15 protein-coding genes are annotated in these 14,707 nt (G+C 70.4%); 4 read left to right on the top strand and 11 right to left on the bottom strand.

The window, feature by feature from the left end; all coding sequences use genetic code 11:
• Positions 1-90: 90 nt before the first annotated feature.
• The 3 genes from ACQP2T_RS29540 to ACQP2T_RS29530 form a co-directional block, all read right to left on the bottom strand.
• Complete coding sequence (locus tag ACQP2T_RS29540; protein WP_433519309.1) at positions 91-1,482, bottom strand: MFS transporter; 1,392 nt, start codon at positions 1,480-1,482, stop codon at positions 91-93.
• A 181-nt stretch (positions 1,483-1,663) separates the two neighbouring features.
• Positions 1,664-2,782 carry a sensor histidine kinase gene (locus tag ACQP2T_RS29535; RefSeq protein WP_433519308.1) on the bottom strand — a complete coding sequence of 373 codons (1,119 nt, stop codon included), beginning with the start codon at positions 2,780-2,782 and terminating at the stop codon, positions 1,664-1,666.
• A 31-nt stretch (positions 2,783-2,813) separates the two neighbouring features.
• Positions 2,814-3,476, bottom strand: coding sequence for a response regulator transcription factor (locus tag ACQP2T_RS29530; protein WP_433519307.1), 663 nt, complete (start codon positions 3,474-3,476; stop codon positions 2,814-2,816).
• 115 nt (positions 3,477-3,591) lie between these two features.
• Between ACQP2T_RS29530 and ACQP2T_RS29525 the strand changes: the two genes are divergently transcribed.
• Positions 3,592-5,142 (top strand): hypothetical protein, encoded by a 1,551-nt coding sequence (locus tag ACQP2T_RS29525; protein ID WP_433519306.1) that lies wholly within the window; start codon positions 3,592-3,594, stop codon positions 5,140-5,142.
• On the opposite strand, the gene ACQP2T_RS29520 is transcribed toward ACQP2T_RS29525, so the two are convergent.
• Entirely contained in the window at positions 5,133-5,987 is an 855-nt protein-coding gene (locus tag ACQP2T_RS29520) for a helix-turn-helix transcriptional regulator (RefSeq protein ID WP_433519305.1), read from the bottom strand. The two genes, ACQP2T_RS29525 and ACQP2T_RS29520, sit on opposite strands and share 10 nt — an antisense overlap.
• A 140-nt stretch (positions 5,988-6,127) precedes the next feature.
• Here ACQP2T_RS29520 and ACQP2T_RS29515 point away from each other — a divergent pair, with 140 nt between their 5' ends.
• On the top strand, positions 6,128-6,904 hold the full coding sequence (locus ACQP2T_RS29515) for an alpha/beta fold hydrolase (protein ID WP_433519304.1): 777 nt from the start codon (positions 6,128-6,130) through the stop codon (positions 6,902-6,904).
• Here the strand turns inward: ACQP2T_RS29515 and ACQP2T_RS29510 are convergent.
• Genes ACQP2T_RS29510 through ACQP2T_RS29495 form a run of 4 tightly spaced genes read right to left on the bottom strand, consistent with a single transcriptional unit; the run spans position 6,888 to position 11,186 of the window.
• Positions 6,888-8,096 (bottom strand): glycoside hydrolase family 68 protein, encoded by a 1,209-nt coding sequence (locus ACQP2T_RS29510; RefSeq protein ID WP_433519303.1) that lies wholly within the window; start codon positions 8,094-8,096, stop codon positions 6,888-6,890. The genes ACQP2T_RS29515 and ACQP2T_RS29510 overlap by 17 nt on opposite strands.
• Before the next feature lie 2 nt (positions 8,097-8,098).
• Complete coding sequence (locus ACQP2T_RS29505) at positions 8,099-8,923, bottom strand: carbohydrate ABC transporter permease (RefSeq protein ID WP_433519302.1); 825 nt, start codon at positions 8,921-8,923, stop codon at positions 8,099-8,101.
• Positions 8,920-9,819 (bottom strand): carbohydrate ABC transporter permease, encoded by a 900-nt coding sequence (locus tag ACQP2T_RS29500; protein ID WP_433519301.1) that lies wholly within the window; start codon positions 9,817-9,819, stop codon positions 8,920-8,922. Before ACQP2T_RS29500 ends, ACQP2T_RS29505 begins: the two co-directional genes overlap by 4 nt.
• A gap of 5 nt (positions 9,820-9,824) precedes the next feature.
• A complete protein-coding gene (locus ACQP2T_RS29495) occupies positions 9,825-11,186 on the bottom strand; it encodes an ABC transporter substrate-binding protein (protein WP_433519300.1) in 1,362 nt (453 codons plus the stop codon).
• 148 nt (positions 11,187-11,334) lie between these two features.
• On the opposite strand from ACQP2T_RS29495, the gene ACQP2T_RS29490 reads away from it, so the two are divergent.
• Both ACQP2T_RS29490 and ACQP2T_RS29485 read left to right on the top strand, forming a co-directional pair.
• The gene (locus tag ACQP2T_RS29490) at positions 11,335-12,411 is read left to right on the top strand and encodes a LacI family DNA-binding transcriptional regulator (RefSeq protein WP_433519299.1); all 1,077 of its coding nucleotides are present in this window, start codon (positions 11,335-11,337) and stop codon (positions 12,409-12,411) included.
• A gap of 45 nt (positions 12,412-12,456) precedes the next feature.
• Complete coding sequence (locus ACQP2T_RS29485; RefSeq protein ID WP_433519298.1) at positions 12,457-12,591, top strand: hypothetical protein; 135 nt, start codon at positions 12,457-12,459, stop codon at positions 12,589-12,591.
• 8 nt (positions 12,592-12,599) lie between these two features.
• On the opposite strand, the gene ACQP2T_RS29480 is transcribed toward ACQP2T_RS29485, so the two are convergent.
• From ACQP2T_RS29480 to ACQP2T_RS29470, 3 genes are all read right to left on the bottom strand, one after another.
• Positions 12,600-12,908 carry an SDR family NAD(P)-dependent oxidoreductase gene (locus tag ACQP2T_RS29480; protein WP_433519847.1) on the bottom strand — a complete coding sequence of 103 codons (309 nt, stop codon included), beginning with the start codon at positions 12,906-12,908 and terminating at the stop codon, positions 12,600-12,602.
• A 197-nt stretch (positions 12,909-13,105) separates the two neighbouring features.
• A complete protein-coding gene (locus tag ACQP2T_RS29475) occupies positions 13,106-13,915 on the bottom strand; it encodes an alpha/beta hydrolase (protein WP_433519297.1) in 810 nt (269 codons plus the stop codon).
• A gap of 11 nt (positions 13,916-13,926) precedes the next feature.
• A complete protein-coding gene (locus tag ACQP2T_RS29470; RefSeq protein ID WP_433519296.1) occupies positions 13,927-14,691 on the bottom strand; it encodes an alpha/beta fold hydrolase in 765 nt (254 codons plus the stop codon).
• Between the last annotated feature and the right edge of the window lie 16 nt (positions 14,692-14,707).

Below are 14,707 nucleotides of genomic sequence, written 5' to 3'. Positions count from 1 at the left end.
GATCGAACGGACATTCCGCCGCACGGGCCATCGGGAACATCTGCGGCTCTGACAGGGTCCCCGCCCCCCGACCGCGCCGCCCTGCGTCGGTCATGAGCTGGTGCGATTGGCGGCGTGGGCGGTGAGGGCGCCGATCGCGCAGATGATCGCGATGCCGAACAGCGCGTACCGTGCCGAGTCGAGCATCGAGGCGCCGCCCAGGTTGACCAGGACGCCGCCCACCGCCGTACCGAACGCGATCGACAGGCTCGTCACGGTGGCGATCGCCGCCGCCGCCCGGCCGCCTTCCTCCGGATCGCGGGTGCTGGACATCGCGGCCACCGACAGATGCGGGTAGGCCAGGCCGATGCCCGCACCGGCGACGAACAGCACCGGCACCCAGACGAGCACCAGCCAGCTCGGCGTGTCCGCACGCTGCAGCAGTCCCTGAAGGAGGAGACCGGCGGCGAGCAGCACCGGGCCGAACACACGCAGCCGGCGTACCGCCCGGTGTCCTGTCACCGACGAACCGCCGATCTGGGTGAGCGACCAGCCCAGCGAGATCGCCGCGGCGAAGAACCCCGCGACGAGGGGTGGCAGCCCGGCCAGCCGCTGGCCGAACAGCGGAAGGAACGACTCGACGGCGACGCCGAAGGCCAGCAGCCCCAGCGTCAGGTAGACCCATTTCAACGACGAACCTCTCTGGTACGTCGTACGCGGGAGGACCCGCAGCTCGCTGCGCCGCTCATGGACGACGAACCCGGCCATCAGCAGCAGCGCGACCGCGATGCCGGCGGCCTTCGCGAGCGTGCCGGCCACGACCCCCGCCACGCTCACCGCTCCGGCCGCGGTCGTCACCAGCAGCAGCGACCCGGCCGGGATCGGCGCCCGCCCGTCGCCGCGTCCGCTGGGCGGCAGCACGCGGGGCACGATCGCGCCGCACCCGGCCCCGATCACCGCCATGGCCGCGAACGCCGGCCGCCACGAGCCGAACTGGGCGAACAGCCCGCCGATCGCCGGACCGGCGAAGTTGCCGACGCCGTACATCGCCGACATCAGCGCGGTGCCGCGCGTCCAGAGCCGGGCCGGCAGCGCCGCTCGGATGACGGCGAACCCCAGCCCGGACAGCAGGCCCGCGCCGAGCCCCTGGACACCCCTGGAGACCAGCAACACAGCCATCGCCGGGCTCACCGCGCAGGCCAGCGAGCCCGCGCTGAACGTGGCGAAGCCGAGAAGGTAGGCGCCGACGTTCCCCCGCCGGAACAGGAGGCGGCCGGTGAGCATCGTCGCGATCACCATGGCGACGAGGTAGATCGTCATGTTCCAGGCGTAGAAGCTCGCGCCGCCGAGGTCGGCCACCGCGGTCGGCAGCAGGCTCGCCGCCAGATAGATGTTGATCGCGCCCACCAGCACTCCGCCGGCCAGCACGATCGCCGCGCCGAGATGCTCGCGGCCCAGCAGATCCCGCCACGCGGGCGGGGCGGAGGGCGAGGTGAGGCTCACGCGCCCACCTCCACGACGAATGCGTAGCCGCCGGGTTGTTCGTGATCGTCAGGACTCATGCCTTCAAGGCTGTCGTTGAACCGTTCCCGGAGACTTTGCCCGGCGGTCGTCGACGGTGCTGGGTGGATGGGGGCGCGAAAGTCTCAAGCCGCGGTAGAACCTCGCCCCCGCGCGTGCCCGGTCAGCGGGGATGGCTCGGATGAGCACCGTGGGCGAACCGCACGGTGATGGACAGGCCGCCTTCGGGGCGTGCGCCGGTGGTGAGGGTGGCGTGGTGGGCTTGGGCGACGGCGTTGACGATGGCCAGGCCGAGGCCGTAGCCGTCGCGGCGGCCGTGACGATCGGGCGCCAGTTTCTGGAACGGCTGGAAGAGCCGCTGGATCTGGTCGCCGGGGATGACCGGCCCGCTGTTGGCGACCGTGAGGGCCACCTGGGTGCCGATGGTCTGGGTGGTGATCTTGACCTGGCCGTCCGGGCGGTTGTGGCGGATGGCGTTGTCGATGAGGTTGGCGACGAGGCTTTCGATCAGTTTCGGGTCCCCGGCCGTCACCGCGGGCGTGAGGTGTTCGGCGAGGTGGATGCCGGTCCGCGCGGCTTTGTCACGGCGGGAGGCGAGCACGCCCGCGACGATCTGGGTGAGGTCGAGGGTGTCCCAGCGGGTGACGCCGCGCTCGCTGGTGGCCAGGGCGAGCAGCGCCTGGACGAGCCGCTCCTGGTGTTCGCCCAGGGCGAGGGCCTCCTGACAGACCGCGCGCAGGGTCTCGGCGTCGGCCTCGGGGTCGGCGAGGGCGACTTCGAGCAGGGTACGCAGGCCGGCGAGCGGGGTGCGCAACTCGTGGGAGGCGTTGGCGACGAAGTGGCGTTGGGCGTCGAAGGAGGCTTGCAGGCGGGCGAACAGGTCGTCGAGGGTGTGGCCGAGTTCGGTCAGCTCGTCCGCGGGCCCGCCGAGGTCCAGGCGCCGGTGGAGGTCTCCGGCAGAGATGATCTTGGCAGTGGTGGTGATGGCGCGCAGCGGGCGCAGGAACCGGCCGGCGACGTACCAGCCGAGAGCCAGGGCGACGGGGATCAGTATGACCAGGGCGATGGCGGATCCGGTGAGGAGTTGGGGCAGGCTGATCCCGGCCCCGGCCCCGGTTTCAGTGATCGGGCCGGATGAGCCTTTGGGGGTGGTCTGCTGGATGCTGGCCAGCGGGATGTCGGCGAGTATGAGCACGAAGGTCCCGGCGGCGTAGATGCCCGCCGCGTAGGCCAGCGCGAGCCGCGTCTGCAGCGACCTTCTGGTGAGCGTCTGGGAGGTCATGACCGTCCGATGCGGTTGAGCGTCTGGGAGGTCATGACGGTCCGATGCGGTAGCCGCCTTCGCGGATGGTCTCGATCACCGGAGGGTCGCCGAGCTTGGCCCGCAACCGGTGCATGGTGTGCTTGACGGCACTGCTGAAAGGATCGGCGGCCTCGTCCCAGACGCGCTCCAGCAGTTCCTCGGCGGAGATGACCAGCCCGGGTACGGCCAGCAGGCATTCCAGCAGGCCGAACTCCCTGGGACTCAGCTCAAGGCGCCGACCGGCCCGGAAGGCGATACGGCGGGCTGGATCGAGGGTGATGTCCCCGCATGCCAGGGTGGGCGGCAGCGGCGGGGTGGCACGGCGGCCCAGGGCACGGACGCGGGCGACCAGCTCGGCGAACGCGAACGGCTTGGGCAGGTAGTCGTCGGCACCGAGGCTGAGCCCGTCGACGCGGTCCTCGATCGTGCCGGAGGCGGTGAGCATCAGCACGCGGGTCTCGCAGCGGCCGTGAGCGAGTCGCCGGCAGATCTCGTCCCCGTGGACGCCGGGCAGGTCGCGGTCGAGGATCACCACGTCGTAGCGGGTGACGGCCAGGCGGTCGAGGGCGGCGGTGCCGTCCAGGACGACGTCGACGGCCATGCCCTCGCGGCGCAGCCCGGTTCCGATGGAGCGGGCGAGGATTTCGAAGTCCTCGATGACCAGGACCCTCACCGCTCCTCACCGCCTGGTTGACGTGCCATGTCCTTACGATCCCAGATCCCCGGTCGCAGCCGGGTCGCAGCCGCCGCGACCCGGCTGGAACCGGGTGCCGCGTACAACCTTCGGCATGAATCCATCTACGCCGTTCAGATCCGGCTTGCACGCGGAGTGGACCAGGTTCCGCACCGGGCGAGGCTGGGTGCTCGCCATGGCGGCCTCCGTGCTGGTGACCGTATCGCTCGGACTGCTGATCGCCGGAGGCGTCCGCAGCAGCTGCGTGACCGGAAAGGGTGAAGGCCCCTGCCCCGCGCCCTTGCTGGGACCCGATGGCACGGCCGTGCAGGACAAGTACTACTTCGTGCACCAGCCGCTCAAGGGGAACGGCAGCATCACCGCCCGCGTGGCGGACATGACCGGACAGATGCGGCTGCCGGACGCCGTACCCGGGGTGCGCAACATCAAGCAGGGGGTGGTGCCGTGGGCGAAGGCCGGGCTCCTCGTGCGGCAGAGCCTCAAGCAGGGCACACCGTACGCCGCCGTCATGCTCACCGGAGATCACGGCGTGCGGATGCAGTACAACTACACCCACGACGTGGCCGGCGGACCGCACAACGGCCCGCAGTGGCTACGGCTGACCAGGTCGGGCGACACCGTCACCGGCTTTGAGTCGGACGACGGCAAGGCGTGGACCCAGGTCAGCACGGTCAAGCTGACCGGGCTGGCGGAGACGGTCGAGATCGGGCTGTTCGCCGCCTCGCCAGGCGTCTTGTGGGACATGGCGGAGGCCTTCGCCCAGGCCACCGCCACCTTCGACCAGATCAAACTGCAGGGCGCGAACGGTTCGTGGCGCCGCGACGACGTCGGCGTCGCCCTGGAGTCCGACGGCAAGACCCCGCATCACCCGGGCGGGGTCGTCGAGTCCGGTGACAAGCTCATCGTGACCGGGGGCGGTGACATCGGGCCCGCCACGGTGGAGGGCGGTCTGCGCGCCGACTTCACGCTGATCGGCGGGGTCGTGGGGCTGGTCCTGGTGCTCGTGGTGGCGGTCACGTTCGTCACGGCGGACCACCGGCGGGGGCTGATCAGGACCGACCCGCCGCTCGCACAACCGCTCGCCCCGCCGGTCGGGCCGCCGCTTGCCCCGCCAGCCGGGCCGCCGGTCGGGCCGCGTCCGGCGCGGCTCCTGGCGGCCAAGGCCACGGTGGTCGGCGCGGTCGCGTTCGTGGCGGGGCTGGTGACCTCGGGGATCGTGGTGCCCGGTGGTCTGGCGCTGTTGCGTGCCCATCAGAACCCGATTCAGCCGCTGACCCTGGGGACCGAGCTGCGGGTGGTCGTCGGCTTCGCGGCGCTGACCGCGGCCGCCGCCGTGCTGGCTCTGGGCCTGGCCGCGCTGGTCAAGCGGGCCATCCTCGCCATCGGGCTGGCCATCGCGCTGGTCGTCGTGCCGTACGTGCTGGCGACCGCGGGTCTGGCGCCATGGCTGCTGGTGATCACCCCTGCCGCCGGGTTCGCGATCACGCAGAGCGTCCCCACGTTCGCGCATGTGGACGTCGGCCCGTCACTGTTCGGGAGCTACTACCCGCTCCCGCCATGGGCAGGTTTGGCCGTGACCTGCGGCTACGCCACCCTCGCCCTCGGGGCGGCGACAGCCTTGCACCGCGGGAGAAATCATCGGTGACCGCGGTGAGCGGTCTCCGGGCCGATGACGCGCAGGAGCTCGAGAGCCTCGACGCTCTTGGATCCGGGCGGCGGCGTGAACAGGCGCAGGCGCTGGTCGGCGGCCTGCGTCTGCAGCATCTCGAAGTCGAATTCAATGAGCCCGACGGAGGGATGAATGACGCGCAACCGGCTCTCGCGGCGCACGGCGACCTCGTGCCGCTGCCAGAGGTCGGCGAACTCCTCGCTGGCCGCCCCGAGCCGATCGATCAGGGCGCTGGAGGGCCGATCGTAGTCACGACGTGTCGCGGCGGCACGCAGGTCGGCGACGCGCAGGCGGCTGTGGCGGTCGTGTTCCTCAGCGGGGTACGCCTGGCGCACGAACGGGTCGGTGAACCAGCGCCACACGATGTTCCGGTCCCGTTCCTCGATCCTGCACACGCACCCGAACAGCGTCTCGGCCAGGGCGTTCTGCGCGAGCAGATCGCCGAGGTCGGTCAGGAGCTGGGCGGGCGTATCGCCCAGCCGGTCGAGGAGGTAGAGCAGGCCGGGACGTACGTGGTTTCCGGCGCGCGCCCCTTCGGGCGGCCGGTGGCCCGCCAGCAGGTAAAGGTGATCTCGTTCGTCCTCGGTCAACCGCAGGGCACGGGCGAGCGCGGCCAATAGCTGGACCGACGGCTGGGAGCTGCGCGCCTGTTCGAGCCGCATCACGTAGTCGGCCGACACCCCGGACAGCTGGGCCAGCTCTTCGCGGCGCAGGCCGGGCGTGCGGCGCCGCGGTCCGGCGGCCAGGCCGACCTCCTGCGGCCGGAGCCGCTCGCGGGATCGGCGGAGGAAGTCCGCCAGCTTGACGCGGTCCATCTTCATGTCATCCATCCTCGCCGCCCGGCGAACTGCGCGTGCCGCGCACACTAGGAGGGCCGATCCTAGGGAATCGGCTCCCCTCCTCATCGCCGCACGCCCCTGGCATCGTCCCTGGTGTCCAGCGATGAGAGGTGGAGACAGACATGAGAGAGATCACCGTGGGCGCCGCGCACGTGCCGTACCGGGTAATGGGCGAGGGCCGCCCGCTCGTACTGGTGCATGGAGGCAGTCCGGGCTCGAAGGCATGGGACGGCGTGGCAGGGGCGTTCACGGACACCAGCACGGTGGTGCTGCCGGATCTGTCGGGAAGCGACGCGGCGCGCGACGACGGGGGCGAGCTCACGGTCGAGCTGCTCGCTGAGCAGCTCGCCGCCGTGATCTCCGACCTCGGGGAGGGGCCCGCCGACGTGGTCGGGCACTCCATGGGCGCTTCGGTGGTCGCCGCGCTGGCCGCCGCCCGGCCGGATCTGGTGCGCAGTGTCGTGTCGGTCACGGGCTGGGCCGGGCGGGGCGACGCATACCTCCGCAACGCGTTCACCGTCTGGCGTGATCTGGCCGGTGATGGCGACACGTTCGCGCGGTACACGATGCTGATCGCCTTCAGCCGTGAGCATCTGGCTTCCATCGGCTCGGCGGCCGTGGCGGAGCTCGCCACCGCCTTCCGGCCCCACGCGGGCAGGCTCCGGCAGATCGATCTCGCCTCGCGGCTGGACGTCCGCGACCTGCTGCCGCGGATTCAGGCGCCGACGCTCGTGATCGGGTGCGCCCGCGACACGCTCATCTCCGCGGAGTACTCCCGCGAGCTGGCCGCCGCCATCCCGGGTGCCTCGTACGAGGAAGTCGACAGCGGACACATCGTGATGGCCGAGCGGCCGACGGAGTTCGTGAAGCTCGTCCGCGACTTCATCCACCCGGGATGACAGAGGTCGTCATCGCGTCCAAGGTGAGCTTGAGCATCGGGGCGATAGTGCCGCCGAAACCGGCCCGTGCCCGCGCGGCCGGCGCGGATCGCAGATCCGAGCGATAGTTGGCGAAGCTGACTACACGGAGGTCGGGCAGCACCAGCCAGGCGTATGCCTGGTCGGGTTGGCGGGCGGGGTTCCGGATCACGAGCCCGGATCCGTTGAGCGGCTCGTACGGGCCGGTCAGGCTCGGTGCGGCGAAGCCATAGAGCCCGGTGGGCGCGCGGCCGGCCGGGTGAAAGGTGTGCCGCTGGGTGGAGAAGAAGAGGTAGTAGCGGCCGTCGCGGACGATGACGTGCGGTCGTTCGAGCTCGTGGTTGACGCCTTCGGCGACGAGCAGCGGCGGCAGGAGGGACCAGGTGCCGGCTCGTACCTCGGCCAGGGCGATCGCGCCGGTGAAGCCGTCCTCCCACGCGGTGGACGCGGCGACGAGGAGATGGTCGCGCCCGTCGGCCGGGTCGCGGAACCAGCCGGGATCGCGGAAAGCCCTGATGCGACCGGGCGCTCTGTCAGCCTCCTCCGCAGGCAGGTCCGGCGCTCTGTCGGCCTCCTCCGCAGGCAGGCGCGGGACTCCGTCGCCCTCCTCCGCAGGCAGGCCCGGCGCTCCGTCGCCCTCCTCTGTCGGCAGGTACATCCGGCCGTCGGAGCGCAGGACCTCCCTGTGCTCGGCGTCCGGCCGCAACGAGATCCGGCCGTTGTCGGCGAGCAGGGTGGCGCGGGCCTCGATGACGCTCTGCCGGTACGTCGGCCGCGCTTCGCCACGCCGTCCGGCGGCCGTGTAGTACACCGACACGGTCCCATCAGGCCGCCGGACCGCTGAGCCGGACCATTCGCGGCTGCCGGGCGCGGCGCCGTCGGCGAAGGCGTTCCCCAGGTCCTCCCACTTGTCGTCGCGGTGGGCGAGCAGGCGGATCCGCGCCCGGCCATGGCGCTCCTCGGGATGGCCGGTGGCGGGGGCCGACAGGGCCATCCACAGTTCCCGGCCGCCGATCACGCTCGTCGAGCCGTCCTCGTCCTGAACCGGCCACAGGTCCCACAGATCGTGGCCGGGCAGAATCGGTGCCGCGGTGGCGATGACAGGCGCCGTGGTCGTGGCGGCCTCGGCGAGCAGGTCGAGGTGCCGATGGGTCCAGCGTGCCGGACAGAGCATGATCAGCCCTTCAAGGAGCCCTGGAGCAGGGCCTTGACGAAGTGACGCTGGAAGATGAGGAAGATCACGAGCGTGGGCGTCAGGATCAGCAGCGATCCGGCGCACAGCAGCGGGATGTCGGTGCCCCACTGTCCCTGGAAGGCGCCCAGGGCGCCGGACATCGTACGCTTGGCGGGATCGTCGACCAGGACGATGGCCAGCAGGAACTGGTTCCAGGTCCACAGGAACAGCAGGATGCCCAGGGACGAGATCGCCGGCATCGCCAGGGGGACGTGGATGCGGCGGAACAGCTGCCACACGTTGGCGCCGTCCATCCGCGCGCTCTCCGACAGCTCCCCCGGCATGTTGACGAAATGGGCGCGCATCCAGAAGACGCTGAACGGCATGAACAGGCCGATGAGCGGCAGGATGATCGCCCAGCGTGTGTTGAGCAGCCCCATGTCGCGGATCTGGTAGTACAGCGGCGTGATGACGCCCTCAAAGGGGAGGGTCAGGCCGAGCACGAACAGCAGGAAGATCACCCGGCCGCCGATCACGCGCAGGTGACCGATGGCGAAGCCGGCCATCGTACCCAGCAGGATCGAGATCGGGACCACGCCGAGCACGATGAGGGCGCTCGACTTCAGCAGCTCGCCCATCTTCGCGGCCTCGAAGGCGCGCGGGAAGTTGCCCCACTGCGGCTCGGCCGGCCAGGCCAGCCCGGCCGGGTAGGTGCCCGAGGGGTGCAGGGCGGTGACGAACAGGCTGAGGAACGGCAGGAGCGTGACCGCCATCATGAGGATGAGCAGCAGCCTGCCGGTCCAGGCTTCCCGCGAGGCGATGATCATCGATTGCCGTCCTTCGCGAACCACTGGATGGGCAGGGCGCAGGCGATCACCAGGACCATGAGCACCACGGCCAGGGCCGAGGCCATGCCCACCTCGCGTTCGGAGAAGGCCAGGTAGAAGATCTGCAGGCCGGGCACCATGGTCGTGTTGCCGGGACCGCCCTGGGTGGAGATGTAGATGATGTCGAAGCTCGCCAGGGCCGCGATCACCGTCACCGTGACGCAGACCGCGATCTCCTGACGCAGGCTCGGCACCGTGATGGAGACGAACTCCCGCCACGCCCCGGCGCCGTCCAGCCGGGCGGCCTCGTACAGCGCCGGGTCGATCTTGCTCATGCCGGCCAGGAGCAGCAGCGTGCACAGGCCGAGCAGCACCCACGCGCCGATCATGCCGACCGCGGGCAGGGCGGTGGCGAAGTCGCCCAGCCAGGCCCGGGTCACTCCCCCGAGACCGACCAGCGAGAGCAACTGGTTGATCACCCCGGTGGAGGCCAGCAGCCAGCTCCACGCGATGCCGGCCGCCACCAGCGGGATGACCTGCGGCAGGAACAGCACGGTCCGCGCGATCAGGGCGAGCCGGCTGGCGGCGATCCGCCGGATCGTCGCGGCGATCGCCAGGCCCAGCACGACCGGGATCGCGCTGAAGAACACGATCAGCTTGACGGCGTTGACCAGCGAGTCGAACAGATCCGGATCGGTGAAAACCCTCCCGTAGTTGGCCGGGCCCACCCAGGTGGACGGGCCGATGCCGTCCCAGTCGTAGAGCGAGTACTGGACGGTCAGGGCGATCGGGCGCAGGACGAACACCGCGTAGAAGGCCAGCGCCGGGGCGACGAACAACCAGCCGGTAAAGCCGCGCAGCTTGGCCACGGCCGGCCGCCGGTGCGAGGGTCCCACCTGCCTCAGTTCCCTTCCAGCTGGCCGGCGTAGTCGGCCTGGACGCTCTTCAGCAGGTCCTGCGGCGTCTGCTGTCCCGCGACGAGTTTCTGCAGCTGGGGGGTCCAGCTCTTGGCGTAGATGGCGCCGGTGGCGTTGGCGATGAAGTCCATCGCGCCGTTGTCCTTGGCGATGTCCGCCCCCGCGGCCAGCGTGCCGGCGGTGACCGTGCCGGACTTGACGGCGGGCATGTACGCCTCGGCCGGTCCCATCGGACGCGATCCGCCGACCTCCACGCCGATCTCGCGGGCCCGCTTGTCGGTGGCCACCCAGTTGAGGAAGAAGGCGGCGCAGTCGGCGTTCTTGGCGTTCGCGGCGATCCCGAAGGTCAGAGGCGCCGACATGGCGGCCCGCTTGCCGCCCTGCTGGACCGGCGGCATCAGGGAGAAGCCGACGTTGCCCGCCATCTGCTTGTCGAGGTTGCCCGACTCCCAGTCGCCGTTGAACATGAACAGGCCCTTGCCGCCGATGAAGCGGCTCATCATCGTCGCGTAGTCGACCGCGTTGACGTCCTTCTGGAAGTAACCGGCCTTGATCCACCGCTCCAGGTGCTGGGCCGCCTGCAGGTTCGACGGGGTGTCGATGGTGGCGCCGGGCTTCTGGAAGATCCAGTCGTTGATCGGCTGGGGCGGTCCGTAGGAGGCCATGAGGTTCTGCAGCGGGAAGGCCAGGCCGCCGGTGGCGCCGCCGTTGAACTGCACGATGGGCGTGATGCCCGCGCTCTTGGCCTTGGCCAGCACCGCTTCGAGCTCGGCCAGCGTGGCGGGCGGCGCGGACATCCCGGCCTGCGCGGCGAGCTTCTTGTTGTAGAAGAGGCCGGTCATGCTGAAGTTGAGGCCCAGGGCGTACAGCGAGCCCTCGCCGCGCGGCCGGCCGCCCGGACCCAGTCGCAGCTGCTGGAGCTGCGACGCCGGCCACTTGTCCCAGCCGAACGCCGTCGCGTAGCCGTCCAGGTTCTTCAGCAGGTTGTCCTTGACCAGCTCGGAGACCTGGGGCAGGCGCATCAGGTCGGGCGGGTTGTCGGCCAGCACGCGCGGGGCGTTCTGGGTGATGACGGCGAACTGGTCCTCGCGGATGTTCCACGTGACGTTCGAGTGCTGCTTGGTGAACTCGGTGGTCAGCGCCTTGGGGAGGGGGAAGCCGGTCTCGAAGTAGCCGTTCATGGTGATCGGCGCGGTGCCGCAGGTGGGCGCGGCGGACACCGGCGAGGCGCTGGTGGCCTGGGGTCGCGGGCTGTCGCTGCCGGGAGCCGCGCAGGCGGCGGCCAGCGTCCCCATGGCGATCACAAGCGCGGCCCCGGACCTGCCGGGGCGAACTCGGCGTGCCATGTGCATCTCCTCTGCTGCTTGGGACGATCGGCACCGGGCTGATGTCCCGCTTTCCGTTGCTAAATCGGGTTAGCGCCCGATAGTCTCACGGCGCGCGTCGTACGATGTCAACCCCCCGTAACACTCTCTTGACGATCGGAGGTCCTGGGTGAGCCCACGACGGGTCACGCTGGCCGATGTGGCCAAGGCGGCCGGTGTCTCCCGCCCGACCGCCTCGCTGGTGCTGTCCGGCCGCGGCCGTGAGCTGCGCATCTCTCAGGACGTCGAGCAGCGGGTCCTGCGGGCGGCCGAGGAGTTGCAGTACCGGCCCAACATCGTCTCCGTGGGCCTGCGTACGGGCACCAGCCGGACGATCGGCTTCGTCTCCGACACCGTCGCCACCTCCCGGCTGGCCGGCGACATGATCAAGGGCGCACTGGAGGCGGCCCGCGAGCGCGGCTTCATGCTGTTCATCGGTGAGACCGAAGGCGACGCCGAGCTCGAACGCCTCCTGCTGCAGGCCATGCACGACCGCCAGGTCGACGGGCTCATCCTGGCCTCGATGTTCACCAGGACCATCAAGGTGCCCAAGGGCATCACGGCCGCGCCCGCCGTGCTGCTCAACGCGCTGCCCAAGCAGCCTACTCCCCTGCCCGCCGTCATCCCCGACGAGGTCGAGGCCGGGCGCCGCGCGGCCCGCGTCCTGCTCGACGCGGGCCACCGCGACGACATCTACCTGATCGGCGCGGGCCCGCGCCTGCGCGACGTGCCCGCGCAGAGCGTCGCGGCGGTGGAGCGGCTCGTCGGCATCCGCGAAGCGCTCGGCGCGGCGGGCGTCAAGGTGGCGGGCGCTCGCACCTGTCCCGACTGGCAGCCGGAGTACGGCCTCGCCGCGACGCGCGACCTCCTGCGAACCGCCCGGCCGCGTGCGCTGATCTGCTTCAACGACCGCATCGCCATGGGCGCCTACCAGGCACTCGACGACTTCGGGCTCAAGGTGCCGGCGGACGTCTCCATCGTCTCCTTCGACGACCACCCCCTCGCCTCATGGATGCGGCCCCAGCTGACCACCGTGGCGCTGCCGCACTACGAACTGGGGCGCAAGGCCGTCGACGTGCTGTTCGCCGAGATGGACCGGTTCGCCGAGACCGACCGCGAGCATGCGGACACCGACCGGGCCGGCGAGGTGCACCGGGTCCCGATGCCGGTCCGCAGCCGCGAATCCGTCTCGCCATCACCGGCTTGACGCCCGGTGAGTCCGCCGAACAGCCCTGCTCTGCGCGCTCTGGCGATGGCCGCGGTGATCTGGCACAACTTCCACATCGGCCGGCCGGTCACCCGATCGCTGATCACCGATGACTACCGGGCGAGCCGACTGACCGGAACATTTGTCCAAAATACCGGCGCGCACCGGCGGCGACAGTAGGCCCGTGATTATTTCCGCGGAGCTCGATGACCCCGCCGTTTCGACGGCGCCGACCTGCGGTTTCCGCACCGGCGGGCTGAGGTGAGCAGCGCGGTACGGCGCCGGCAGCACCTCTTGATCGCCTCGGCTGTCCTCTTCGTCGTCGGATGGCCGGTCGGCCAAACCGGCCGGCGGCGGGCTCCGACCTCCTTCGACAGGGCTTTGGAGAAGTTGGTCAAGGCGGCTTTGGCGGCGCTGTGGTCGGCCACTGCCGGATCAGGCAGGAAGGCATCGACCGAACTGATCGTGACGACGTTGCCGTGCCCGGCCGCGAGCATGGTCGGCGGCGCGGCGCGGGTGGTGCGTATCGCCGCCATCAGGTTGAGCGTCAGGCTGTGCAGCCTTTTCGTCGGTGACGTTCAGGAACCCGGTCAGGCGCGGCGCGACCGCGCCGACGTTGTTGACCAGGATGTCGAGTTCCGCGGCACAGTTCGCGGCGTTGACCGGTGATGGCGATCAACGCCGCGGATCGCTTTCAGCTCGTCTGTAGGTCGTTCCTGGTGAGCCAGGTCAGGCAGGCGTCGGCGACCTCACGCCAGCCGTGGTCGATGGTCAGGGAGTGGCCGCGGTCGGGGAACTCCTGGAAGTCGGTGATCGCGGTGGAGTCCCGGTACTGCTTGAGGGTCGCCTTGGTGACGGTCTCGGGGACAGTATGGTCCTTGCCGCCGGCGATCAGGAGCAGCGGTCCCCGGGCGTTGTTGCCGGTCTCCACCTTGGCGGGTGAGTGGGGGGAGAAGTTGGCGGCGGCGGCCTCGAACAACGGCTTGCCCGGCGCGGGGATGGTCCAGCGTTCGTACAGGTCGGCTGCTTCCTCAGCCGGGATGGCGTTGCCGAACGCGTAGGTGAACTGGTCGAGGGTGAGGGAGACTGCCCGGTGCTTGTTGGCCGGGTTCTTGAACACCGGCAGGGTCGAGCGCAGCGCCGACAACGGTAGCGGCAGGACCCCCTTGATCTGTGCGGCGTCGATCGCGATCGCGGCTCTGGCCAGGTCCTGCCCGAGCAGCTTCTCGGCGATCATGCCGCCGAAGGAGTGACCGATCAGGATCGGCTTGACGTCCAGAGCGTTGATGATCTCCGTGTAGTGGGCGACGACGTCGTCGATGCCGTGGTCGGCGATGCTGTCGGGGTCTTTTCTGGACAGTTCGACGCTTTCGCTGTCGCCCGGCCAGCCGGGGGCCATCGCGTCATAGCCGGCGGCCGTGAACAGCTCGGTCCAGGAGGACCAGGAGGTGGCGTGTAGCCACAGGCCGTGGATGAAGATGACGGGAGTGGTCGGTGCGGTCATCGGTTGCTCCTCTATGCCGGATGGGTGTGCTTGACCGCCTGGGTCGCGGTCGCAGCGGTGCGAATGTGGCCGGCCACGGCTGCCGGTTGCGACAACGCGATCGCGTGTGAGGCGTCGACCTCGATGGTGTCGGCCCCGGCGCGCTGGGCCATGAAACGCTGGGCGGCGGGATGGATCGCCTGGTCGGCGGTCGCCACGACGTACCAGGACGGCAGGGTCTTCCAGCTCGCGGCGGGAGAGCTCTCCTCGAACGCCACTGCCGCGATGGGGCGCTGCGCGGCGGCCGCCACCGAGGTGAGGCGCTCGGGCAGGTCGGCGGCGAACACAGCCGGAAACTGGTCGTCCTTGAGATACAGCTCCACAGCCTCCTCTCCATCGCCTGTGCGGAAGACGGCCGGCCGCAGCGCCGGGCCCAGCAGGCTGTCGGGAAAGCGGCCCGTGACGTCCAGGACGCTCTCCCCTGCCTCCAGGGCGAAAGCGGTCACGTAGACCAACCCGACCACGTTGCCCGGCTGGGCTCCGGCCCGGGTGATGACCACACCGCCGTAGGAGTGGCCCACCAGCAGGACCGGACCGTCGATCGCGGCGACGACGCCGGCGAGGTAGGCGGCGTCGATGGCCGGTCCGCGCAGCGGGTTGGCCACCGCGGTCACGGGGATCCCGGATGCCTGGAGCTCGGCGATCACGCCCGCCCAGCTCGAGGCGTCCGTGAAGGCGCCGTGGACCAGCACGACGGTCGGCGTGCTGCCGTTTTTGAAGGATATCGCTGTGGTCATGGCCTCACCGTAGGAA

It is taken from the genome of Nonomuraea sp. CA-143628 (assembly GCF_050942315.1).
GTDB lineage: Bacteria > Actinomycetota > Actinomycetes > Streptosporangiales > Streptosporangiaceae > Nonomuraea.
This window is presented reverse-complemented; position numbering and strand designations above follow the sequence as displayed.